The organism is Pelobium manganitolerans (assembly GCF_003609575.1).
Lineage (GTDB): Bacteria > Bacteroidota > Bacteroidia > Sphingobacteriales > Sphingobacteriaceae > Pseudopedobacter > Pseudopedobacter manganitolerans.
Map to the genome: position 1 here is coordinate 210,899 of NZ_MBTA01000025.1, position 23,568 is coordinate 234,466.

Annotated in this window: 18 protein-coding genes and 1 pseudogene; 15 read left to right on the forward strand and 4 right to left on the reverse strand. The window is 41.0% G+C overall.

What is annotated here, in order from left to right; all coding sequences use genetic code 11:
• Positions 1 to 7: 7 nt before the first annotated feature.
• The gene (locus BCY91_RS17755; RefSeq protein ID WP_120182088.1) at positions 8 to 208 is read right to left on the reverse strand and encodes a DUF6132 family protein; all 201 of its coding nucleotides are present in this window, start codon (positions 206 to 208) and stop codon (positions 8 to 10) included.
• A gap of 251 nt (positions 209 to 459) precedes the next feature.
• Between BCY91_RS17755 and BCY91_RS11275 the strand changes: the two genes are divergently transcribed.
• The 3 genes and pseudogenes from BCY91_RS11275 to BCY91_RS11285 all read left to right on the forward strand — a co-directional run bounded on the left by BCY91_RS11275 (position 460) and on the right by BCY91_RS11285 (position 2,075).
• The gene (locus BCY91_RS11275) at positions 460 to 729 is read left to right on the forward strand and encodes a DUF983 domain-containing protein (RefSeq protein ID WP_245989111.1); all 270 of its coding nucleotides are present in this window, start codon (positions 460 to 462) and stop codon (positions 727 to 729) included.
• A 142-nt stretch (positions 730 to 871) separates the two neighbouring features.
• A pseudogene (locus BCY91_RS17885) lies at positions 872 to 1,257 on the forward strand (DUF302 domain-containing protein).
• A 14-nt stretch (positions 1,258 to 1,271) separates the two neighbouring features.
• A complete protein-coding gene (locus BCY91_RS11285) occupies positions 1,272 to 2,075 on the forward strand; it encodes a serine O-acetyltransferase (protein ID WP_120182090.1) in 804 nt (267 codons plus the stop codon).
• Between the two features lie 65 nt (positions 2,076 to 2,140).
• Here BCY91_RS11285 and BCY91_RS11290 read toward each other — a convergent pair whose 3' ends face one another.
• On the reverse strand, positions 2,141 to 3,847 hold the full coding sequence (locus tag BCY91_RS11290; protein WP_245989098.1) for an FAD-dependent oxidoreductase: 1,707 nt from the start codon (positions 3,845 to 3,847) through the stop codon (positions 2,141 to 2,143).
• 90 nt (positions 3,848 to 3,937) lie between these two features.
• On the opposite strand from BCY91_RS11290, the gene BCY91_RS11295 reads away from it, so the two are divergent.
• The 12 genes from BCY91_RS11295 to BCY91_RS11355 all read left to right on the forward strand — a co-directional run bounded on the left by BCY91_RS11295 (position 3,938) and on the right by BCY91_RS11355 (position 21,296).
• Positions 3,938 to 5,296, forward strand: a complete 1,359-nt coding sequence (locus tag BCY91_RS11295) for an MBL fold metallo-hydrolase (RefSeq protein WP_120182092.1) — start codon at positions 3,938 to 3,940, stop codon at positions 5,294 to 5,296.
• A gap of 58 nt (positions 5,297 to 5,354) precedes the next feature.
• On the forward strand, positions 5,355 to 5,804 hold the full coding sequence (locus BCY91_RS11300; RefSeq protein WP_120182094.1) for a DsrE family protein: 450 nt from the start codon (positions 5,355 to 5,357) through the stop codon (positions 5,802 to 5,804).
• 10 nt (positions 5,805 to 5,814) lie between these two features.
• Positions 5,815 to 7,035 carry a bifunctional metallophosphatase/5'-nucleotidase gene (locus BCY91_RS11305; RefSeq protein ID WP_220699476.1) on the forward strand — a complete coding sequence of 407 codons (1,221 nt, stop codon included), beginning with the start codon at positions 5,815 to 5,817 and terminating at the stop codon, positions 7,033 to 7,035.
• Between the two features lie 760 nt (positions 7,036 to 7,795).
• On the forward strand, positions 7,796 to 9,169 hold the full coding sequence (locus tag BCY91_RS11315) for a TolC family protein (protein WP_120182098.1): 1,374 nt from the start codon (positions 7,796 to 7,798) through the stop codon (positions 9,167 to 9,169).
• Between the two features lie 6 nt (positions 9,170 to 9,175).
• Positions 9,176 to 12,382 (forward strand): efflux RND transporter permease subunit, encoded by a 3,207-nt coding sequence (locus BCY91_RS11320; RefSeq protein ID WP_120182100.1) that lies wholly within the window; start codon positions 9,176 to 9,178, stop codon positions 12,380 to 12,382.
• The gene (locus tag BCY91_RS11325; protein ID WP_120182102.1) at positions 12,372 to 13,472 is read left to right on the forward strand and encodes an efflux RND transporter periplasmic adaptor subunit; all 1,101 of its coding nucleotides are present in this window, start codon (positions 12,372 to 12,374) and stop codon (positions 13,470 to 13,472) included. The genes BCY91_RS11320 and BCY91_RS11325 overlap by 11 nt, the downstream gene beginning before the upstream one ends.
• A 1-nt stretch (position 13,473) precedes the next feature.
• Positions 13,474 to 14,046 (forward strand): TlpA family protein disulfide reductase, encoded by a 573-nt coding sequence (locus tag BCY91_RS11330; RefSeq protein ID WP_120182104.1) that lies wholly within the window; start codon positions 13,474 to 13,476, stop codon positions 14,044 to 14,046.
• A 581-nt stretch (positions 14,047 to 14,627) separates the two neighbouring features.
• Positions 14,628 to 15,221 (forward strand): TetR/AcrR family transcriptional regulator, encoded by a 594-nt coding sequence (locus BCY91_RS11335; RefSeq protein WP_120182106.1) that lies wholly within the window; start codon positions 14,628 to 14,630, stop codon positions 15,219 to 15,221.
• Positions 15,222 to 15,335: 114 nt separating this feature from the next.
• On the forward strand, positions 15,336 to 16,658 hold the full coding sequence (locus tag BCY91_RS11340) for a TolC family protein (protein ID WP_120182108.1): 1,323 nt from the start codon (positions 15,336 to 15,338) through the stop codon (positions 16,656 to 16,658).
• The gene (locus tag BCY91_RS11345; protein ID WP_220699477.1) at positions 16,658 to 17,737 is read left to right on the forward strand and encodes an efflux RND transporter periplasmic adaptor subunit; all 1,080 of its coding nucleotides are present in this window, start codon (positions 16,658 to 16,660) and stop codon (positions 17,735 to 17,737) included. Before BCY91_RS11340 ends, BCY91_RS11345 begins: the two co-directional genes overlap by 1 nt.
• A gap of 11 nt (positions 17,738 to 17,748) precedes the next feature.
• On the forward strand, positions 17,749 to 20,841 hold the full coding sequence (locus BCY91_RS11350) for an efflux RND transporter permease subunit (RefSeq protein ID WP_120182110.1): 3,093 nt from the start codon (positions 17,749 to 17,751) through the stop codon (positions 20,839 to 20,841).
• Entirely contained in the window at positions 20,841 to 21,296 is a 456-nt protein-coding gene (locus BCY91_RS11355; RefSeq protein ID WP_120182112.1) for a DUF2141 domain-containing protein, read from the forward strand. The genes BCY91_RS11350 and BCY91_RS11355 overlap by 1 nt, the downstream gene beginning before the upstream one ends.
• 339 nt (positions 21,297 to 21,635) lie before the next feature.
• Here the strand turns inward: BCY91_RS11355 and BCY91_RS11365 are convergent, their stop codons facing one another.
• Both BCY91_RS11365 and BCY91_RS11375 read right to left on the reverse strand, forming a co-directional pair.
• Positions 21,636 to 22,106 carry a JAB domain-containing protein gene (locus BCY91_RS11365; protein WP_120182116.1) on the reverse strand — a complete coding sequence of 157 codons (471 nt, stop codon included), beginning with the start codon at positions 22,104 to 22,106 and terminating at the stop codon, positions 21,636 to 21,638.
• 724 nt (positions 22,107 to 22,830) lie between these two features.
• The gene (locus BCY91_RS11375; protein ID WP_120182119.1) at positions 22,831 to 23,556 is read right to left on the reverse strand and encodes a metallophosphoesterase family protein; all 726 of its coding nucleotides are present in this window, start codon (positions 23,554 to 23,556) and stop codon (positions 22,831 to 22,833) included.
• Positions 23,557 to 23,568 lie beyond the last annotated feature (12 nt).

The window sequence follows — 23,568 nt, forward strand, 5'->3', positions numbered from 1 at the left end:
CAAAATATCATTCAGTCTTCCTTTCCTTTTTAAACGTATTACCCAGTAAACCACCCATCAATGCCCCGTACAAAGTGCTGTTTACGGGACTGGAAGTAATTGCGCAGGTGCCGCTTACACAGCCCACATAATTCCAATATAGAAATCCTGCTAACATCCCAAGTACAATTCCTAAAACTATCCCTGTGTTTCTTTTTGAAAATTCCATAGTCCACAAATTTCTTACAAAGCTAATTTCGGTAACGTGAATGTTCGGTAACTTTTGTCACCAAAGACGCTTTATCAACTCCTTACTTTTGTATTAGTCGGGCAACTTTTACGAGCCCGGTAAATGTTAGTGTAAAACCTTAAGAAGTGATAGTGATGACTAAGATATCAGCTGGGATTAATGAAAAATGTCCACGGTGTAGAAAGGGTGATATTTACAAGAACTCAATATTTAGTTGGAAGTACGCTGCTATGCACGAAAGATGCCCATACTGTAATCAAAAATATGAGATAGAACCGGGTTTCTTTTACGCTGCGATGTACGTCAGTTACGCATTTACGGTAGCGGAACTAGTGATAGCAGGCATAGCCGCCTTTTATACTGTTGGAGAAAGTAATTTATGGCTTTTAATGGCAATTACCATCTCACCCGTTATCTTACTCATGACAATCAATTTTAGGTATTCAAGGACGATATTACTTCATTACTTGTCACCAATTAAATATCAAAAGGATCTCTAAACGGATCCTTTTTGATTTTTTATCTCTCCACTTTTTAGTACCACTGGCGAACTTATTGCAATTGTTCATTTGGCAGAATCAGAGAACTTAATGCGCTAGAGGGTGTTCTATCTCTAATCGTGAACATTTAGCAATGGACCAGATGAATTATTATCATACCAGGGAAGTAAGCGACTCTTTTGAAACGGCTTTAACAAAGGTTAAAAAGGCACTGGCAGACAGAGGGTTTGGAGTCATTACTGAAATAGATCTAAAGGAAAAATTCAGGGAAAAACTTAACGTCGACTTTCGTGAGTACCGTATTCTCGGTGCTTGCAACCCAAAATGGCTCACCAGGCAATTGAACAGGAAGATAGAATAGGTGTATTACTACCATGTAATGTACTTGTTCAGGAACGCACGAACGGCAAAGTAGAAGTATCTGCAGTCAATCCTATGGAAACGATGTCTGCAGTTCAAAATCAAAATCTGGAAGCAATAGCTGGCGAAGTGAGCCTGAAATTGAAGGAAGCGATCGATTCACTCTAATTATATAGCAGCAGATGAATCAGGAACTTTTACGTCATCTGAAGGAGAAACAGCAAGTTGTAGAGTCTGTTCCCTCTAACGACATCATTAAAGGTTGGGTACAAGACCTTATTTTCCTTTTATATCCGGAGCACAATAAAATAATTTACCCCAGCACTGCGGAAATAGACAATCGATTTGATTTGTTAAAAGAGCAACTTTTAAAAATATTCAAAGGTACTACGGCTTGTGATGGCTGCGACAATGAATTAAAAGCCGAACAGTTTTTTGAAAATATCCCTGAATTGTACCGGGTCTTGAACACGGATGTAGATGCTATTTTCCAGGGTGATCCTTCAGCTAAATCGCGTTTCGAAATAGTTAGAGCTTACCCCGGGTTCTTTGCTATTTGCTTCTATCGCGTCGCGAATTCATTGCTGAAGCTTGGGATACCCTTACTTCCCAGGATTATCACCGAATGCATTCATGCCCAAACCGGTATTGATATTCATCCCGGAGCTGAAATTGGCGAGTATTTCTACATCGATCATGGAACAGGACTTGTGATTGGCGAAACCTGTAAAATAGGGAAACATGTTAAGGTCTACCAGGGTGTGACTTTAGGCGCACTGAGTGTCGAAAAAGAACTGGCTGAAACGAAACGACATCCAACTGTTGAAGACTCGGTAGTAATTTACGCGAATGCAACTGTTTTAGGAGGCTACACCGTAATAGGTCATGATAGTATTATCGGTGGCAACGTATGGATTACAAAAAGCCTTCCTCCGTTTTCAACGATTTATCATACTTCAACGAATAAGGTTATTGAAAATCAATAGGAAATTGATTACATACCACGTTTTTAAAGGATAAGGCCTGCACCTTTCGCAGGCCTTGAATCTCCCTACAAAACCTCTGCTTCCGCCTGCTCCATCTCATCCTTATACGTCTTCCACAGCAGGTAACCACCGGAAAGATTAGTGACATTCCTAAATCCGCTTTGAACAAGGATCCGTTGTGCCAGGTAGCCCCGCATTCCTTGCTGGCAGAAAATATGAAGCGGTTTATCTGTAGGAACTTCAGTCAGGCGATTTCTTATTTCATCCAGAGGAATATTCACAGCGCCTTCAATTGTTCCTCCTGCAAACTCCGTCGGGGTGCGCACATCAATTAAAGCTGCATTTGCTTCCACTGAATCCAGTTTTGAACATTCGATAACTTTCAACCCGCCGAGTAAAATATTTTCAGACACAAAACCCACCATATTAACAGGATCTTTAGCGGATGAGAACGGAGGCGCGTAAGCTTGTTCAAATTCAATCAGATCATAAATCGTTCCCTTGTTTTTGATTACCGAAGAAAGCACATCCAGCCGTTTATCAACGCCTTCTCCGCCAATAACCTGGGCACTCAGCAGTTGTCCGTTTTCAGGAGAAAAAGCAATCTGGATAGTCATCAGTTGGGCGCCAGGATAATACCCCGCATGTGAATTTCCATGAATGGTTGCAGTGAGGTGAGGAATTTTATTTCGTTCCAAATGTTTTACAGCCATCCCAGCAGCTCCTACAGTCAGGTCGAAAAGCTTCACAATAGCGGTATTGATCGAACCATTGTATTTCTGATTATTGCCGAACGCTAAATTATTTGCACAAATGCGACCCTGCTTATTCGCAGGCCCTGCAAGAAAAGTAATTGTCGGCTGACCAGATATCGGGTTAGCATACTCGATGGCATCACCAACTGCATAGATATCAGGATCGGAGGTTTGAAGATATTCATTTACCCATATCCCTTTTGCCTGTCCTATTTTTAAACCTGCATTTTCAGCCAGCTTCGTATCAGGCCTGACACCGATAGAAAGGATTACCAGATCTGCATCCAGGGCTGCCTTATCCTGCAGCTGAACTTTCAAGTGGTCATCTTCTTTCTCAAAGCCGGTTACAGCAGTGTTCAAATGCAATTGAATCCCTTTTTCTCTGAGATGTTTCTGCGCAATAGCGGCGATAGGAAGATCTACCGGAGCAAGGATTTGATTGCCCATTTCTACCACACTTACTTCCAAACCGAGTTCATGCAGATTTTCGGCCATCTCTAAGCCTATAAAACCGGCTCCAATCACAACGGCTTTTTGTGGCTTTGATTCGGTAACGTAGCCTTTAATATAGTCAGTGTCGCCCACATTCCGAACGGTGAAAATCCCCTCGATCTGTATTCCAGGTAGAGCAGGCCGTATCGGACTGGCGCCCGGCGACAGCACCAGTTTATCATACGATTCTGTGTACTCTTCGCCAGTCAAAAGATTAATGGCGCTTACTGTTTTTACAGAAGGATTGATGGCGGTGACTTCGGTACTTACTCTCACATCTACATTGAATCTTGCAGCAAAGGAAGTGGCAGTCTGGACGAAGAGTTTGTTTCTATCCTTGATCACATTTCCGATGTAATATGGAAGTCCGCAATTGGCGTAAGATATATACTGTCCTTTTTCAAAAATGACGATTTCCGCATGTTCGTCTAATCTTCTTAATCTTGCTGCGGTGCTGGCTCCGCCCGCTACAGCGCCTATAATTATGTATTTCACAATCTTTTTTGTTTCTCCAAAATTGCTCATAATGAGAAAGGGAGCTCGGTGACAATTGTCACAGAACAAAAGTGATTGTGGTCATACTTTTGCATGAGGACAAACACAAAATCTATCCAAATGAAAGTTCAACAATTTGAGGACAAGTATTTAGCACAATACAGTTACGCAGTTTTAAGTGAGTGCGAAAATCAAATAGTGTTAATAGATCCTTCCCGCAATCCTAACCCATATTATCGATTTGCAGAAGAACACAAGGCTGTAATTATTGGAGTGATCGAGACGCATCCACATGCCGATTTCGTGAGCAGTCACCGGGAAATTCAAAATAAAACCGGAGTAAAGATCTATGGAAGCAAATTGATGAAGGCAAGTTATCCTGTTACTCCTTTCGATGAAGGCGATAGTATTGAATTTGGAAAGATTAAGCTAAAAGCTCTAAATACCCCAGGTCATTCTCCCGACAGTATTTCTATTGTTTTAGAACACAATGGAAAAGATAAAGCAGTGTTCACCGGAGATACTTTGTTTGTTGGTGACTGCGGTCGTCCCGACCTACGGGAATTTGGCGGAGAGCAGGAAGCTTTACGCGAATACCTTGCGAAGCAGATGTATTCTTCGCTGAGAGAGAAACTGGCAAAATTGGATGATGACGTCGTTCTCTATCCCGGACACGGAGCCGGAACACTTTGCGGAAAGGCTTTGAGCGATGCAAGCAGTTCCACTATTGGCGAAGAAAAGCAACACAACTGGTCGTTACAAGATCTGCCGGAAGAGCAGTTTGTGAAGGAACTAACTTCTGACCTACCGTTTATCCCGGTATACTTCTCCTACAATGTTGATCTGAATAAAAAAGGAGCACCAGATTTTTCACCAAGTGTTGCCGCTGTGCAGATTGCGAAGAAGATCAATTCTGAGGAAGATACAAAAGATCTGGATAAGCAACTCTGGGTAGTAGATGTCAGAAACGATAAGGATTTCAAGAAAGGGCATCTTGCTCATTCTGTCAATATCATGGAAGGCGAAAAGTTTGAAACCTGGCTTGGCAGTATCATTAAACCTGGAGAAAGCTTTTATCTGGCAGCTAAAGACGAAAATCAATTAAAAAAGATGATTGAACGGGCGGCTTCAATTGGCTATGAAAGCCGGATAAAGGAAGCTTTTGTTCTTGATTTTGCGGAGCAGGAAGAGGCCCTTTTGGATCTCAACAACCTTAAGGAAAATCCTGAGGAATATACCATTGTTGATGTGCGTAATCCTTCGGAGGTAAAACAACAAAAGATCTTTGCAAACAGCCTGTCAATTCCTTTAGCGGAACTCCGTGGCCGGGTAAAGGAAATTCCAACCCATAAACCGGTAGCAGTCCATTGTGCTGGAGGCTATCGGAGCGCCGCCGCCAGTTCGCTGCTTTCTTCAGAACTGAAAGGCAAAGCCGACGTGTATGATATCAGTGAGGCGATAAAGGAGTTTCAAAAATAGCTAGCATTTGAGGGGCTGCATCGCTAGCCTCCTTGAACATAAACGATCAGATAACACTATGAAAAGAATAGCAATTCTTCTTACACTTTTTGCATTTGTTTTCCTCTGCACTGCACGAGCTCAGGAAAATATTCCTTTTACCGGGGCAAAAGCCACATTAGACTCTTATAAGGCCTTGTACGTTTTAAATAATGGGGACGAGAAAAAAATCAACGGAACGCTCAGAAATATCCAAAATGCATTGGAAGACCCGCGATTAAAAGGCAAGCTTCAAATCGAATTAATTGTCTTTGGAGACGGCGTGAAGGTGTATGAAAAAACAGGGCCTTTTGAGGCTAAACTTAAAGATCTGCAACAGAAAGGCGTGATCCTTGGTATGTGCGAAAACACTCTGCGGGAAAGAAAGATCGACAAGAGAGCATTGTTCCCTTTTATTTCGTATGTCCCTTCCGGTAATGGAGAAATTATTATTCGCCATTATGAGGGCTGGGCCATTGTTCATCCATAAATAGCAATGTATGAAACTATCAATCGCTTTTATTAATGACGTTCACGGATATTTAGAACTACACCCTGAACTATTTTTTACGGGGAATGGAAATGTTGTAAGAACTGCGGGGGGATATTCTAGGATTCAAACTCTGATCAAAAGCATCAGAAAGGACAATCCTTATACTCTTGTTTTTGATGGGGGCGATACGTTTCACGGTACGCTCCCCGTAGTTGAGTCGAAGGGAGAAGTTCTCATACCAATCCTAAATGAAATAAGATTCGACGCGATGGTAGGGCACTGGGATTTTGCGTTTGGCCCGCAGCAGTTGTTGCATCTGTCTGGACAACTTCGCTATCCCATTCTAGGGATCAACGTTTATAATGCTGAAAAAGAGCGCCTGCTGAAGCCTTACTCCCTGCAGCAGATCGGAGAAATAAAAGTAGCTACCATTGGCATTTGCTCTAATATCATCGACAAAACAATGCCCGAACAATTCAGTCAGGGAATAAGTGTAACTACCGGCATTGATGAACTGCCTAAATTTATTGAAGAAGTAAGGAGTCAGGGAGCCGATCTTGTAATACTATTATCTCATAATGGTTTTCCTCAGGATGTGAGAATATTGTCGCAGGTTCCGGGCGTTGATGTTTGCTTAAGTGCCCACACACATAACCGATTGTTTGATCCCGTTTTGGTGGATGATACAATTGTTATTCAAAGTGGTTGCCATGGTTCGTTTCTTGGACATTTGGAGCTAGAAATAGAATCGAAGACTATCAAAAGTTTCAACTACCAACTTAGAGAGGTTCAGGAATCTTTGGCTCCGGATCGGGAAATGGAAGGATTAATAAATGCGGCGCAGGAACCGTATCAATATCTACAGAAACAAATTATTGGTGAAACTTCAACCGTTTTGCACAGGTATGACACTTTGAACAGTTCTGCGGACCATCTACTTCTTTCGGCTGTACAAGCAGCGACTAAAGCCGATGTTAGTTTCTCTAATGGTTGGCGCTATGGCGCACCGATTCCAGCCGGCCCAATTACAAAATGGGATATTTATAATTTAGCCCCAATGAATCCTGAGATTTCAACTGTCGAAATCACGGGATTGGAAATTACGGAAATGCTGGAGGAAAACCTCGAACGGACTTTCTCAGTAGATCAGGTGTCTCGGACTGACGGTATTCATGAGGATCGAAAATCCGAAAGGAAGCAGAATTCAACAAATCTTTATTGGAGATGAACTTTTGAGCAAAGAGAAGGTGTATAGTGCCGCTTTTATTACCACCCAGGGAGTGCCTGACAAATATGGAAGAAATCGGCAACATACGCAGGTCAAATTAGTGGAAGCAGTAGTTTCATACCTAACGATGCACTGTTCATTCGATGTAAAAAACTATCAAAACTTCCACCTAATTTAATTGTTACTTGTGGTTCTACCCATTAAGCACTTATCTTTGCAGCCAATGTTCAATTCCAGGATAATAAGTTGTATCAGGAAAGCAAGTAACCTTAAAACTATCGTTTTAGGCTTACTTGTTACTTGTATGCTGTTATCAACCTGTGCGGTGAGGAAAAGTATTGAAGCGTTTTTTCAAGGTTCAGCTCACACGGAATCCAGCATGGTTAATGGGTTTGGGTTTAAGAAGATCAGGGCAATATCTGATAATGTTCAGTTTGCAAGTCCTCAACTTTGCTCTTCTGATGACAGAACTATATTGCAAAATATTGATCAACCAGGATCAAAAGTCCTGGGTTCATTATTACCACAAGCACTGTTTCTAACTACGCTGCTGGGTTTCATCTCCGCTGTCTTACTTGCTCTATGGCATCACAGGCTCGCACGGTTTTATCCGCAAGCTTCACTTGCTTTCAATAGCACACCTCTCTACATAAAGAATAGATTACTTCTGATTTGATCCTTCCCTAAGCCAATCTGGCTTAATCATTTCCTGCCTTAACAGGCAGCTTTAATTCTATTCATTTCTTAAAAATTTCATAGCATGATAAAGCAGAAGCTTTACCTGACGGCGGTTCTCATGCTGCTCGTCAATCTTAAGTCTTACTCGCAAGAGAGACAATTACCTCTTTCCGAGGCGTGGGAAGCCGCCTTTTCGAGATACCCGGGCTTGACGGAAAAACAGGCCCTGATACGGGAATCAGAATATCAGAAAAGGGAACTGCAAAACGACTTTCTACCCAACTTACAGTTGCAGTTGCAGAATTCTTACGGAACTTTTGCTGGGAGTACAGGTGCATTTTTCCCTTTACCGGGTACGTTCAATGTAAGCGGCAATCCGGCGATTTCCGGAGCTTCAGCCGCTGCAAACACTTTTGGGTCAGTTCTCGTGGACTGGCGCGTTTTCGAGTTCGGAAGACAAAGGAAGGCCGTACAAGCTGCAAAGGCAAATATCCAAAAAGCGGAAAGTACTTTTGATGCAACAAAATTATCCGTCCAGGCAAAGGTAAGCCGTCTGTATTCCGATATCCTCTATACCGGCTCAAAACAGCAATGGGCAAAAGACAATGCGGAGCGGGTAAAGGAGATCGTTGAGCTGTCCAAGACCTTAGCTGACGCAGGGTTAAAACCAGGTGCTGACACCCTGCTTGCCGCTTCTTCCTACCTGCAGACCTTAGGAGAACTAGACGACTGGACAGGTCGGCTTGAAGCAAGCAAAGTCCGTTTGACAGAGCTGGTACCGATTAACGAAAAAAGCGTCTATTTCGGCTTTTCAAACTATCTTTCAGCCGCTCCGCTTTCACCTGCGGATACATCAACTGCTGGCCATCCCTACTTAAATGTCATTTCAGATCAAGTGGAGAATGACAAGTTAAGGGCTGAAGTTGCTGCCCGAAAACTGTTTCCAAGCGTATCAGTTCTCGGGGGACTTAGTTCACGAGGTAGTGGCATTGGATCAAATGGTCTGATAAATTCCGGCTGGTCGTCTGGTTTCAACAATCAGAATAGTAATTATCTGATCGGCGTTGGCCTGACCTGGAATATCAGCAGCGCCTTCAATAGTATTACAGAAAGAAACCGGATTAAGCAACAACAAGCTGCTACCCAATCAAGATTTGAGGCGCAGAGCCTGCAATTAAATACCGGTTTACAATCTGTTAACAGCCGCCTAAATGAAAGCAGGAAGCAGGTTGAAAAGACCAATAGCGCGGTTGATAAGGCCCGGAAAGCTTATGACCTGTATTTATCGCGCTATCAGAACGGTCTGATCAATTTGACCGAACTGCTGCAGATCCAATTACTTCTTCAGCAATCCGAAAAGGTAAACATTGAAGCCTACCAGCAATTCTGGGATCAGGTGATTGCCCGCTCGGAGCTATCAGGCGACTTTAGCTATCTCTCTAACCAATTCAAATAGAACAAGATGAACATGATAAGACTTGCTCTGAGGAAACCCATCACGGTAATGGTGGCGGTGCTGGCCATTGCCTACTTTTCCTTCACAGCAATAAAAAAGATCAATGTCGATATATTCCCGGAAATAGAATCTCCGGCTATCTATATCGCCTTGCCATACGGAGGCTTAACTCCGGCCTACATGGACGGTTTTATGGCCAACGAATTCCAGAAACTGCTCATATTCGTCAGTGGCGTTAAAGATATCGACTTTAAAAGTATTCAGGGTTTTACCCTGATGAAGCTGACGTTTTATCCCGGAACAAACATGGCGCAATCCTCAGCGGAACTTTCAGCCCAGGTCTCCCGTGCGATGGCGCTTCTGCCGCCCGGGGCCATTCCTCCTCAGGTAGTACGTTTCGACGCCAGTTCGCAACCTGTAGGACAACTCGTATTTGAGAGCCCCAAGCGGACCATTACGGAACTGCAAACATTAGCGCTCACCAAGATACGACCGATGTTCGTAAATATCCCTGGTGTTACCGCACCTGCCCCATTCGGAGGGAATGTCCGGACAATTGTGGTAAAAGTAGATCCTGGATTGATGCAATCCTATGGTTTATCTGCAGAGGAAGTGACTACTGCCATTGCCAAAAACAGTTTTCCATCTCCTGCCGGAAATATTCGAATTGGGGATAAAAACCTGATGAGTCCGGTAAATACCATGGCCAAAGGTCCGGAAGAGTTTTTGAATATGCCACTTCGCACAGGTTCCGGAACTACGGTTTTTGTTAAGGATATCGGAACGGTAGAAGATGCCGCGGATATCACAACCGGATATGCAGTCATTAACGGAAAGCGTTCGGTGTACCTGCCGGTGATCAAAAAAGCAGATGCCTCTACTCTGACCGTCGTCGACAACCTGAAAAAGTCAATCCCCATGCTGGAAGGTGCTCTTCCTGAGGATGTGAAAGTGAACTATGTATTCGATCAATCCGGCTACATCTCAAGAGCTTTGAATAATCTTGTACATGAGGGAATTCTCGGTGCCGTGCTCACCGGATTAATGGTTCTGTTGTTCCTGGGCGATAAACGGGGCGCACTGATCGTGGTGCTGACTATCCCGATAGCAATCCTCTCCGCAGTGATCATGCTTTACATTATGGGTCAGACGATCAATATTATGACGCTTAGCGGTCTTGCTCTGGCAATAGGAATTCTGGTAGATGAAGCAACGGTAACCATCGAAAACATTCACCAGCATTTTGAGATGGAGAAGCCCAAAGACCGGGCAATTCTGGATGCCCTGCTGGAAATATCCATCCCTAAACTACTGATCCTGCTTTGTATCCTGGCAGTACTGGTGCCATCGTTTATGATGACCGGCATTCCAAAAGACATGTTCCTGCCTCTGTCTTTAGCCGTTGCTTTTGCCATGATCGCCTCTTTCATCGCATCGCAGACCTTCGTTCCAATTCTGGCGAACTGGCTGATGAAAACGGATAATTTTCATCATCACCAAACGAGCTTCCATAAGAAAAAACTCACCCGTTTTGAGAAATTCAAGCGCTCTTATTTATTACTGACCCGAAAAGCGGCAAACAACAAAAAGAAGGTCGTAGCACTATATGCCCTGTTAGTGGTGGTAATGATCGGCCTTGCCGCTTTACTTATCGGAACCGATATTCTGCCAGCCAGTAACAGTGGCGATATTCAATTGCGGATTGCAGCACCCCAGGGTACAAGGCTCGAGAAGGCAGAAAAATATCTGAAGGATGTTACTCTGCTGATCAGGAAGCAACTGCCCGACAATGCCGTAAAAATTGGCTCAGCTTACGTAGGACTTCAACCTTCCACCACTGCGATCAATCCAATCTTCCTGTTTACCAGTGGCTCTCATGAATCCGTTCTTCAATTATCGATTGATCAGGAAGTCTATTCCGAATCTATTGAAGAATTAAAAGAAAACATCAGAAAAGCAGTTAACTCCAAATATCCGGAGCTGCAGTTAACTTTCGAGCCCATGGAAATGGTGCAGAAGATTATGAGTCAGGGCGCAAATACTCCTATACAAATAAAGGTTGCTGCCGGACCCTTAAAGACGGCTGTTAAACACGCCGGCAAAATATCAGAGGAACTAAAGAAAACTCCGTTCTTCAGAGATGTACGGGTGGTGGAGCCGGTTCAGTACCCGAGCGTTCAGATAGATGTCGACAGGGAATTAGTCGCTCAGTTTGGGTTAAGCATGCAGGAGGTTTCCAAAGCGCTTACCATAGCTACTTCTTCCACGCGATTCACCAACAAAAACCTGTGGGTAGATCCTAAATCAGGATTGGTGTTCCAGGTGCAGCTACAGATCCCGGAAGCAGAATTGCAATCACTTGAAAATCTACGTTCGCTGCCCTTAAAATCGGGATCAACGCGGCCTGTTTTGGAAGATGTAGCTACACTTCGTTTAACCAAACAGCCTGGTCAAGTAAACAGACAGGGGCCTAACCGGTACGTAACCGTTCAGGCAAATACCTACAATAAAGATCTTGGCTCAGCCTCGAAAGCTGTGGAACAGGCATTGATGAATGTGGGAGAAGCGCCGCGGGGAGTGATCGTTAAAACCGAGGGAACATTACAGCTACTTCGTGAAACGATGGACGGATTACAAACCGGCCTGGTGGTTGCTGTCGTGGTGATCTTCCTCTTACTTACAGCCTATTACCAATCCTTCGCGGTTTCGGCGCTCATCCTCTCGGTTGTTCCTGCGGTTTTAGGTGGGAGTTTACTAATTTTACTTGCCGCTGGAAGCACCTTAAATCTTCAATCCTACATGGGAATAATTATGTCTGTAGGTGTTTCGGTCTCTAATGCAGTCCTGCTGGTAAATCAGGCTGAATTAAACAGGAAACGAGGAATGGAAGCTTCACTCTCAGCTTTCCTTGCAGTCTCTTCAAGACTAAGACCAATCGTGATGACAACCCTGGCTATGATCGCTGGAATGATCCCGATGGCTTTGGGAATGGGTGACGGCGGCGAACAAATTGCCCCCTTGGGGCAAGCTGTCATTGGCGGTCTTATACTTTCAACCGTTACCTCACTACTGGTATTACCACATCTGTTTGTCATGGTGCGAGGCAAAGCAACTCTCACCAGCAACTCCCTGGATCCAGATGATCCGGAAAGAATAATTCTAACGAAAATACCTGTTAAAATAATCTCAAAAAAAGAAGTTTATGAAATCTAGAAATATAGCATTATTTATAATCACATCCGGACTGGCAGCCATTATGAGTGCTTGCTCGACCGGTAAAAGCGAAGAAGCGAACACCGGAAAAGAAGCATCTGCAATCCCTGTAGTTGAAGTAATTAGTCCCTTAGCAGATCAGCCGCCTTATCCACTGTCTTTACCCGGAGAGCTTAAACCCTTTGAGCAAGTAGACGTTTTTGCCAAGGCGAAAGGATTTGTCAAAAAGCTTTATGTAGACAGGGGCAGCAGGGTGAAAAAAGGTCAGCTGCTTGCTGTACTGGAAGCACCTGAAATTAGTCAGCAGTACCTGTCGGTTCAATCCAGCGAACGAAAGCTCTATGAGAACTATCTTTATAGCCGGCAAGCCTACCAGCGGCTTAAAAAAGCAGCATCAAAAAACGGTGCCGTAGCGGAAATTGAACTGGACCGGGCAAGGGCGCAACTCCGTAGTGACAGCGCTGCCTATCATTCGGCGAAGGCATCGACCGGAGCATCTGCCCAACTGAAAGATTATCTGAGGATTACAGCTCCCTTTAGTGGCACCATCGTTTCCAGAAATGTTTCTGTGGGTGCATTGGTTGGCGAAAATAATTCTACGCCATTGTTTACTATCGCTCAGCAGGAACGCTTACGATTAACTGTTTCCATTCCTGAAAAACATGGCCATTCCGTAACCAGAAATACCCTTGCTACTTTTACTGTCAGCAATCGCCCTGGAAAAACCCACAAAGCATCATTGTCAAGAAACAGCGGTCTACTGGATCAGGAAAGCCGATCAATAGCAGTCGAGTTCGATGTAGACAATCGAAATCAGACATTGGCAGGAGGTGAATATGCACAGGTAAAACTAATGCTTAAACGCCCGGATTCTACTTTATGGTTACCTGCAAGCAGTGTCGTTCAGGCCCAATCGGGAGTGTTTATTTTGAAAGTTGAAAATGGATTAGTTGAGAGAATTCCGGTAGCACTTGGAATCAGAAAAAAAGAAATGCAGGAAGTTTTTGGAGATCTGACGACTGAAGACAAAATTTTAAAATCGGGAACCGAAGAACTGGAAGAGGGTGCTGCTGTTCAAATAAAGAAGTAAAATGAAGTATATCAAATCAAATATTGGCTTCATCATTAGTATGGTGGTGCTTGCAGTAATTGCTCTCAATCCTGAAGCAAAAAGTTTACTCCTGAAGGGACTTATAAAATCTGGCTTGTATGAGCCAGATTTTGTTCCGGCAAAAGCCGAAGGTGAACGTGCCGTACCCTCCGCACTTTTCAGATCTGTAAACGGCGAACTAATTGATGTTGCAAATAGCAAAGGAAAAGTGATTTTCATAAATTTCTGGGCAGAGTGGTGCCCGCCATGCATTGCAGAAATGCCCTCAATTAGTAATCTCGCGAAACATTTCAAAGACGAAAAAGATCTTCTGTTTTTAATGGCCAATGTGGATGGAGAATTGAAGGCGTCTCAGGATTATTTTGAAAAAAATAACTATCCCTTACCTGCATTTATCCCAGCCGGAACAATTCCGAAAAGTATCTTCCAGGGAACGTTACCAACCACAGTTATAATTAACAAGAATGGCGACATTGTTTACCAGCATGATGGTATAGCAGATTATAATACTCAGGAAACGAAGGACTTTATCAAGCGTTTGCTGGAGGATTAGAGTTTACAAACCAGTAAAACAAGAATAATTAAGTTCTACACCAAATGGTACACCTAAGTCATGCAAAAGACAGAGTTACCTTTAGATAGGTTACTTAGTGCTTCCTTTGGCGACTATCGCCATATTTATTCTCGCGAAGACTCATAACTGACCTTAACCAAAGCATGAGAGAGGATGAACGCAAGTCCTCTTCACTTTTAAAAAAAAACTGGACTGGTCGCTTTTAGGCGTTGCCGATCCAAATGCCGTTGCAGCATTACCATCTGTCAGATGGCGCATGATAAATTTGGAAAAAATGTCCACTTCCAAACACAAGCAGGCCTATGAGAGATTGGCGGTCATTCTATTTCCTAGCCAATAAGAGTTATTCCTGAGTGTATTAATGTTTAGCCACTTGATGTGAGCTACGTAAACAAGACAGCACCAATTTTTCTTTCCATGTCGACTCTCAGATTTAACAGGTTGCTGTAAATAAATTTGCTGTTGTAATAAAATTTATTTTATCTTTGTAAGCGAACACTCACTTACCGGGTTTAATGAAGTAGAGATAAATTTAGTTATTAAAAAATTGATGCTGGATTATGACAAATAAGGATTTTACTGAAAGGCAGATAGAGATAATGGAAGCCGCCACTTTGCGGATTGACCAATATGGCATACAAGAATTAACAATAAAAAACTTAGCTTCTGATCTGGGACTATCGGAGGGTGCTTTGTACCGACATTTTAAAAGCAAGAATGAAATTTTACTTGGCCTTTTGTCCTATTTTATTTTTGAAATGAAAGATCGGGTTGCAGCGATTATTTCTAAACAAGAAATTACGCCGACAGAGCAGTTAAAAGAAATCTTTGATTCTCAATTAAATGCATTTTTAAATAAACCGGCTATTGTTAGTGTAATTTTTTCCGAAGGTATTTTTCAATTTAATAAAGGCCTTAGTGAGAAGGTTTCAGCTATGATGGAACTCATGCAGGACCACATCAGTGCTATCATCAAAAAAGGTCAGGACGAAGGACTTTACCGTGAGTTGATCGGTCCGGCAACTATTTCAACTATTATTCTGGGCAGTATGCGCATGACTGTGTTAAAATGGAAACTCTCTGGACATAATTCAAATTTAATTAAAGACGGAAGCATCGTTTTAAACGGACTGTTAAATATGATTGAAAAATAAACAAAGTGAAAATGGAAAGTTAGTTCAGGTTCCTTTAGTTTTTGATATGATAAAGTATATCCATAACACTTAATTCATATTTCCATTATAACCAACTAAAAAATTTGATTTGTCATGTTAGTAAATATTCACATACCATATATTATCCTGCTGCTTTTAGTAGTTGGACTAAATCCATCAAACGCTCAAGTCTGGACTTTGGAAAAGTGTATTGACACCGCCCAGGTTCACAACAAAAATCTGCAAATAAGCAGAAACACGATTGCTATCGGCGAACAAAAGCATAAAGAGGCAAAAGCGAATTTAATGCCTAAAATAACTGCAAACGCAGATTATAAGTATTTTACAAATTTACCTTATCAGTTAATGCCACTTTCAGTTTTCGGTGGCGCTGATGGAAAATTTAAAGAAGCCCAATTTGGTGTTCCGCACAATATTAATGCAAACTTACAATTGTCAATGCCCTTGTATAATCCGCAAATGTACGGAGCTATCCAAACCACTGAAATAGCCTCAGAATTAACAGATTTACAATACCAGAAAACAGAAGAACAGATTTATTTTGAGATCACAAACCTATATTACAATGCACAAATATTGCATCACCAATTGGCTTTTATTGAGGGCAACCTTGTAAATGCCAGAAAACTTCTTCAAAATACAGAACTACTTAAAGAGCATCTTCTTGCCAAAGGGACAGATGTAAGTAAGGTAAAATTGCAGGTTGCACAAATTAGTACACAAAAAGAAAGTATAGTCAGTAAATATGAGCAAGTTCTCAATGCTTTGAAGTTCGCAATGGGAATTCCCGTCGAACAACATTTACAAATTCAACCAGAAATTGAATATCAAAAGGTTAAAGAATATACAAGGTTATCAATATTGGATATTGGTATTATAAAAACACAAAACCGGTTGTTGACAAGTGAATTAAATACTTTAAAACATTCAAAACTGCCCTCGATCTCATTGTTCGGTACTTATGGATCGACTGGTTTTGGCTACGACAAGAGACCGGATAATTTTCTAAAATTCTATCCGGTTGGCTTCGCTGGTATTCAATTATCGTCTCCCATATTCAGCGGAACGGTTACGAAACGAAAGATCAATCAGAAAAAGTTAGAACTCCAAAATAATGAACTTCAATTGGGCTTACTTACCGAACAAAATAAGATGCAGGTAGAAAATTCAAAACTACAGAGATTCGTAGCCCAAAAATCCGTGGAAACCACAGACCCACAAATTAAACTCGCACAATCTATTTACGAGCAAACAATCCTGCAGCAAAAACAAGGAACTGCAAACTTAACTGATGTTTTACTCGCAGATAATGCTTTGCGGGAAGCACAGCAAACATATTTATCTGCTGTAATAGATTATCTGAAAGCAGATTTAGAACTTAAAAAAGCAACCGGAAATATTTTATCGACTAAATAATGGCTAAAATGAATGCAAAATCATCAACCCTGAAAAAAGCACTATACCTTATCATACCATTGATAGTAATCGCTTTTGTCGTAATAAAATTGAGAAGCAATAAAGAAATTACTCAAAGTAAAGTTTATCAATACAATAAGGAGCAGGCTATTAAGGTTCAGGCAGATACATTGCAATTTGAAGATGTGGATGATATATCTTCTTATTCAGGAATATTTGAACCAAACAAGGAAACCAAAATAAGCGCTGAAATACAAGGAAAAATTAATGATGTTTTAGTTGATGTTGGAAGTGTTGTACATAAGGGTCAGCCACTGATTAAGTTAGATAATTCTTTATTGAAATTACAATTGCAGACACTTAAAGTGCAAATCGATGGTTTAGAAGCTGATTTTAAACGTTACACAATTTTAGCTAAGGTTGATGCCATTCAAGGTATACAGTTAGAAAAAGCAGAATTGGGTTTAAGATCCGCCAAAGTGCAAAGGGCAACATTGCTTGAACAGATTTCTAAAACAACTATAAAGGCTCCTTTTAATGGAATTGTTACAGCAAAACTTAGTGAGGTAGGTGCTTTTGCGGCACCGGGTGTTCCGTTGCTTCAAATAACAGACATCTCAAAGTTGAAATTCACTGTAAACATCCCTGAGAATGATCTGCATAATTTTCAAATGAACCAGAGTTATCAAGTAACAGCAGATGCTTATTCAGGAATTTCCTTAAGCGGCAAAACCACAATGATAGGAAGCAAAGCAAATACAGGAAATAGTTTTCCGGTTCAGTTTGCAGTAAATAACACAGCGGCTTTTAAAATTAAATCGGGCATGTTTGGTAAAGTGGTTTTGAAAAAAAGCACACCAGAGGATCGGATTGTTATCTCCTCTGCTGCAATTATGGGTACGGCTAAGCAACCGCAGGTTTATCTTATTAAAAATGGCAAGGCCATTTTACAAAATATTACCATATCAAATAAAATACAAAATAAAACAATAGTGTCAGGTGGATTGAAAGCCGGTGATGTAATTGTAACCAACGGATTTATAAATCTATATGACGGTGCGAATGTAACCGTGAATTAAATCAGCGAAAAATGAATATTACCGAAATATCAATCAATCGCCCTTCGCTGATTATTGTGCTTTTCAGCGTATTAACCCTTCTTGGAATTATTGGGTATAAAAATTTAAGTTACGAATTAATGCCCGACTTTAATCAGCCGGTTGTGGTGATTAAAACAGGATACCCGGGCGCAGAGCCCAATGAAGTAGAAACTTCCGTTTCACGTAAATTGGAGGATGCCCTGTCAAATCTGGAAGGCGTAGATTACCTCGTTACAAAGTCCTTGCCCAATGCTTCGGTTATTATCGCTAATCTGAAATACGGGTCAGATCTGGATAAAACAATGCAGGATGCTCAACGATACATTGATAATATCCGCCAGGATTTGCCTGAGGATATTTTAAGTCCGGTAATGAGTAAAGTTTCTCCAAACGATTTGCCAATAATGTCAATCAGTGCAACAAGTAACTTGTCTGCCACTGAATTTTATCAAAAAATGAAAGATGACTACCTACCCCAGATTCAACAATTAAAAGGAGTAGCAGAAATCACCATTTTAGGAGGAGAAGAGAGAGAGATACAGGTAAAGGTAAATCAGGAAAAACTGAAATTGTATAAAGTGTCCTTGTATCAAATTGCTGAATCAATTAATCGTTCGGGACTTGATTTACCAGCCGGGAAAGTGCAAACCGACAAAGAGAGCAATTCAGTTCGTTTAACAGGGAAATTTTCAACGCTGGAAGATATAAAGAATGTTCAGGTAGCGATGCCTCTTCCCGGCAGTCCGGTTTATGTAAAAGACGTAGCGACCGTTATTGATGGTACAAAAGAGACGACCTCGATCAGTCGCTACAATGGCAAAAATGGTATCGGCTTACTATTGAAGAAACAAGGTGATGCCAATGCGGTGGACGTTTCAAAGTTAGTGCGCGCAAAATTTGAATCCATTGAAAAGCAGAATCTAAATTCAGGCGTGAAATTTATTATTGCTGACGATAGTACAGATAACACTATTGCTGCTGTTAACTCAGTTGTTTTTGATTTGGTTTTGGCGGTAATACTAGTATCGTTGGTAATGCTCTTATTTCTCAGAAGCTTCAGAAACTCAATCATTGTTTTAGTTGCTATTCCAACGTCTTTAATCACTGCATTCGCAGTAATGTGGCTTTTGGGTTACACACTTAACTTAATGACGTTGCTTGCTATGTCCTTAATCATAGGAATCTTAGTAGATGACGCTACTGTAGTATTAGAAAATATACAGCGCCATTTGGATATGGGGAAGGAAAAAAGAACGGCATCATTGGAGGGACGAATGGAAATCGGATTTTCTGCATTATCTATTACTTTGGTTGATGTGGTAGTTTTTCTACCCATTCTATTTTTACAGGTATTTGTTGCCGATATGCTTAAGCAATTTTCAGTAGTTGTAATCACTTCTACGCTTACCAGCTTATTGGTTGGCTTTACCCTAACACCCTGGATGGCCTCACGAATCGGGAAAAAAGAAGATTTACAACTGACCAATTTTTTTAATCGGTTCTTACTCTGGTTTGAAAGTCAGTTGGAGAGATTTATCAATTGGTATGGCCGAAAATTAGAATGGGTTTTGAGCCATAAACTCATTTTTGCAGGATTGGTATTGTTACTTTTTGTAATAACCGCAGGCATAATGAAACAGGGTATTATTGGTAAAGAACTTATCTCAACAGGAGACCAGGGGAAATTTAGAATGTCGTTGGAGTTTGACAAATCGACTTCCATTGAGCAAAATAACCTGGTTAGTCAAAAGATTGAAACTTACATCATCCATCAACCTGAAGTCGCAACGGTATTCAGCAATGTAGGTGGACCGAGTACAGGAGTCGGAAGTCTGGGCATTGGTTCTTCTAACAAAACTGAATTCACTATACAATTAAAAGATAAAAAGCAATTGAAGAATATTCCCACCGAAGAGTTTATGAAAAAACTCAGAGAAGATTTGAAAAGGAAATTTCCGGGAATAAATTATTCGATGGCAGCCCTGGGTCTAATTCCAAAATCTGCACCTATTGAGATAACATTAAGCGGAAATAATCTGGATATGGTGATGCAAAGCGGAAACGACTTAAAAGCAATTGTGGAGAAAATTCCCGGTGCAGACAATGTGCGTTTATCGGTTGAAGAAGGAAGTCCCGAATACAAGATAATCCCTGATAAAGATAAAATGCAGAGATTGGGTTTAACAACGGCATATGTTGGACTTAATCTGAGAACAGCTTTTACAGGTAATGACGATGCAACTTTAACTGAAAGCGGCACAGAGTATCCTGTAAGAATTCTGCTTGATGATTTTAACCGGAGAGATTTTGAGGACGTGCAGCAACTTTCTATTATTAATCCAATGGGTGTTCCAGTGGAAGTTTCACAATTTGCTATTGTAGAGCAAGACAATTCCCCCTCTTTGCTGGAGCGGAAAGACCGTCAGCCCGCTATTACACTTACTGCTGATGCATTGGGAAGGCCATCAGGAACTGTAGCGGATGATGTAGTGGCGTACATAAAAGAAAATCCGCTACCAAGCGGTATACAAATGACCTGGGGCAGTGACATCAAAAGGCAAAATGATAGTTTTGGTGCATTAGGTTCTGTGTTACTCATCTCCTTTCTGCTTATTTATCTTATTATGGTGGCGCTTTATGACAGTTTTGTTTACCCGTTCGTGGTTTTATTTTCCATTCCTGTTGCCGCGATCGGCGCATTTTTAGCATTAAATTTATCATTGAGTAATATTAGTTTATTTGCATTGCTTGGTATGATTATGCTGATGGGCTTAGTGGCGAAAAATGCAATTCTAATTGTGGATTTTACCAACCAGTTAAAAGCCGATGGCAGACATTTTAAAGAAGCATTAATTATTGCGGGTAAGGAGCGTATGCGCCCTATTTTAATGACAACGCTGGCGATGGTTTTTGGGATGTTACCCATTGCGCTTGCAACAGGAACAGCAGCAGAATGGAAAAACGGACTTGCCTGGGTAATTATCGGTGGATTGTTTTCCTCTTTAATTTTAACCGTATTTCTGGTACCGGTAGTCTATTACTTAGTAGATACAGCGAAAGAAAAAATAAAGCATAAAAAATAATGAAGGTAAAAACTTGCATCAGAATATCAATAGCACTTACGCTATCCTTCATGTTTTCTTCATTTACCAAACCAAGCCCAGAAATGTATTCCTTAACCATACACGTAAAGAATTTAAGGAATGAAAAAGGAGTTGTTCAATTTGCGTTGTATAACAAGGACGGATCTATACCTGATGAAGGATATAAAAAGTTTTACAAAATTTTAAAGGGAGAGATCGTAAATAAATCCTCTACAATTACCTTTAATAATATACCTGCCGGGAAATATGCAGTTAACGTTTTGCATGATGAAAACAGGAATGGTAAAATTGACAAAGGTTTTATTGTGCCGGTTGAAGGTATTGGTTTTTCAAACTACTCCTCACTTGGATTGAAAAACCGACCTGATTTTTCTAAATCAAGCTTTGATTTAAAGGAGAATAAATCTTTAAATGTGAAGGTGATTTATTTTTAAAACAAATGATTCAAGGCTACCGTTTGAAGAAACCAACGGATAAGTAATTACGTCTTGGAAAATCGCTTTTAAAATTGGCAAAAAAATATGTTCTAATTCAACATATCTTTTCGAATACCGAATATAAGAAGCTAGCTGCTGGCTAAAATCCATGCGGCCGTGCAGAATCTTCAGTATAAACAATGGGAACTATGTCGGCAATTCAAAAGTCAAATTTGGAATCAATTGCTGAAGAAGTCAGTTCAAAATTGAACGAAGCAATTAAGTCGCTTTAGCGAGCGCTTGGACAATTAATAAGGTAAACACAAAATCTATGCTTACCTATAATGGCGGAATGGGCTATAATAGCCCTTCATCCGCAAAAGAATAGTAACTGTCTGCAGTTATTATTAAATGATCTAAAACCGCTATATCAAGCAATTCACCTCCGTTTTTAATCTTCTTTGTAAGATTCAAATCAGCCTGGCTGGGTTTCAAATTTCCTGAAGGATGATTGTGACTGAGAATGATGGAGCTTGCACAAGCCTTCAATGCAGTGGAAAATATTACCTTCGGATCTGCAACTGTGCCTGCAAAACCTCCGGTAGATACTTCGAATATTCCTAAAACTTTGTTGGCCCTATTTAGTAACATCACTTTAAATTGTTCGAGTAATTCAAGCTTGTTAATGTCCCAATTATTAAATAGGATATTATAAACATCTTTTGATCCTGCAACAGCTGGCCTTTCTGACGCTTTGAACTTTGGTTTATAAGACACTTGAATTTCTGATACCTGGAACAATGAAATCTGGTTTTGTAGCTTTTCCATAATTAGCTGATTTAAAATTTATTGAATTAATTATGGTGCTTGACACAGGCTAAGGGTAATCAAGGGCAAAAGGAAAAGGAATAAATGGCCAGGAGTGAATGGTTAGAGCGTTTATGCCGGAAGCTTTTGCCCGCTTCAGCAGCCCTTAGCCTAACTTGGTGCCAATGATTAATGAATACATATTGTCATGTATGTTTTCAACAAGTCTTCCATCAACTGACTTTTCGAATTACTTTCGCGGCACTATGGGAATGCCACTTAGAATTACTTTTCGTGATCGTGACTACAGTTTTCAAGTTGTGAATGAGGAGCCTATTACTAGGGATACCACTGAAATACCAATAATTTTAAACGGAGAGACGCTGAAGTTGATAAAAGGCTCAAATGGCTGGAATACGAAAGAGGCAGTTGCGGGTATAGACGCCGAAATAGTCGAGGCAATCGGCCGGGCAATAGAACTTCGTTTTAGACTCTAGAAAATTTGCATTTGACATTCAGGTTCTTATTTTTGAAATCACAAAATTGTGATAAGGTTTAGGTTGCCCTGTTGCTCACATAGTTTCAGGGCTTTTTTGTCCATGTCACATTTGAATAAAGTTGACTAAATCGAAGTCAACAAAATAAATCAAGGAAAAACATCAAAAGACTCACCGGAAGATTACTTACACAGAATAGTTTAAGCGCTCGGTAGTGGCCGATCCCAAATACAGACCGATGTGATGTATTAATAAGCTTTTCTTAATCTATCTGCAAATTCGTCGGGCAGGGGGCTTTGTTCTACCCCTATGGCTGCTTTTTCTACATCATATTCAAATCTCACAAATTCTACCTGAAGGCTATCCGCTACAGAAAGACGGCCACTTTCCTTGAGCGTTAGTAATACGTAACCGCCCCTAACATCGCCGTCTTTTGGCTTCCCGACGGAACCAGTATTAATGACATGCTTTAAATCTGCCTTTTCAGAAGCTTGCAGAATGCGATGATAGGGTTTATGTGAATGGGCGCAAACTAAAATATCTGCGCCAAATTCATAGAGGAGAGCTTTGATATAATGTTCATCTGTATCTGCTAAAATATACTCTTCGTTGCTCTTTGGACTGCCGTGAACTAATAAAATATTGCAGTTTCCTTCATCCAGTTTGTACTCCAAACGAATATGAGCAGGAAGAGCTCTCAGGTATGCCTGATTTTGCTGAGTGATAATATGATATGCATAGTTTTTACCGGTAGTATCGGTCATTTTCTTTTTGACCTTTGTGTCGTGATTACCTGCTATAGTAACTATTCCTCTTCTCCGAATTTCCGCAATAATCTCATTAGGCCAGATGTTATACCCAACGAGGTCACCTAAGCAGTAGACAGCATCCGGCCTTTTTTCGTCAAGGTCTTTCAGGAAAGCGGTAAAAGCAGGAAGATTAGCGTGTATATCTGAGAATAAAGCGATTTTCATGTATAGGATGAC

What these genes read in the sequence shown, in the direction of transcription:
- BCY91_RS17755 (WP_120182088.1), bottom strand. Translation starts at nt 208, where the DNA reads ATGGAATTTTCAAAAAGAAACACAGGGATAGTTTTAGGAATTGTACTT.
- BCY91_RS11275 (WP_245989111.1), top strand. Translation starts at nt 460, where the DNA reads ATGCACGAAAGATGCCCATACTGTAATCAAAAATATGAGATAGAACCG.
- BCY91_RS11285 (WP_120182090.1), top strand. Translation starts at nt 1,272, where the DNA reads ATGAATCAGGAACTTTTACGTCATCTGAAGGAGAAACAGCAAGTTGTA.
- BCY91_RS11290 (WP_245989098.1), bottom strand. Translation starts at nt 3,847, where the DNA reads ATGAGCAATTTTGGAGAAACAAAAAAGATTGTGAAATACATAATTATA.
- BCY91_RS11295 (WP_120182092.1), top strand. Translation starts at nt 3,938, where the DNA reads ATGAAAGTTCAACAATTTGAGGACAAGTATTTAGCACAATACAGTTAC.
- BCY91_RS11300 (WP_120182094.1), top strand. Translation starts at nt 5,355, where the DNA reads ATGAAAAGAATAGCAATTCTTCTTACACTTTTTGCATTTGTTTTCCTC.
- BCY91_RS11305 (WP_220699476.1), top strand. Translation starts at nt 5,815, where the DNA reads ATGAAACTATCAATCGCTTTTATTAATGACGTTCACGGATATTTAGAA.
- BCY91_RS11315 (WP_120182098.1), top strand. Translation starts at nt 7,796, where the DNA reads ATGATAAAGCAGAAGCTTTACCTGACGGCGGTTCTCATGCTGCTCGTC.
- BCY91_RS11320 (WP_120182100.1), top strand. Translation starts at nt 9,176, where the DNA reads ATGAACATGATAAGACTTGCTCTGAGGAAACCCATCACGGTAATGGTG.
- BCY91_RS11325 (WP_120182102.1), top strand. Translation starts at nt 12,372, where the DNA reads ATGAAATCTAGAAATATAGCATTATTTATAATCACATCCGGACTGGCA.
- BCY91_RS11330 (WP_120182104.1), top strand. Translation starts at nt 13,474, where the DNA reads ATGAAGTATATCAAATCAAATATTGGCTTCATCATTAGTATGGTGGTG.
- BCY91_RS11335 (WP_120182106.1), top strand. Translation starts at nt 14,628, where the DNA reads ATGACAAATAAGGATTTTACTGAAAGGCAGATAGAGATAATGGAAGCC.
- BCY91_RS11340 (WP_120182108.1), top strand. Translation starts at nt 15,336, where the DNA reads ATGTTAGTAAATATTCACATACCATATATTATCCTGCTGCTTTTAGTA.
- BCY91_RS11345 (WP_220699477.1), top strand. Translation starts at nt 16,658, where the DNA reads ATGGCTAAAATGAATGCAAAATCATCAACCCTGAAAAAAGCACTATAC.
- BCY91_RS11350 (WP_120182110.1), top strand. Translation starts at nt 17,749, where the DNA reads ATGAATATTACCGAAATATCAATCAATCGCCCTTCGCTGATTATTGTG.
- BCY91_RS11355 (WP_120182112.1), top strand. Translation starts at nt 20,841, where the DNA reads ATGAAGGTAAAAACTTGCATCAGAATATCAATAGCACTTACGCTATCC.
- BCY91_RS11365 (WP_120182116.1), bottom strand. Translation starts at nt 22,106, where the DNA reads ATGGAAAAGCTACAAAACCAGATTTCATTGTTCCAGGTATCAGAAATT.
- BCY91_RS11375 (WP_120182119.1), bottom strand. Translation starts at nt 23,556, where the DNA reads ATGAAAATCGCTTTATTCTCAGATATACACGCTAATCTTCCTGCTTTT.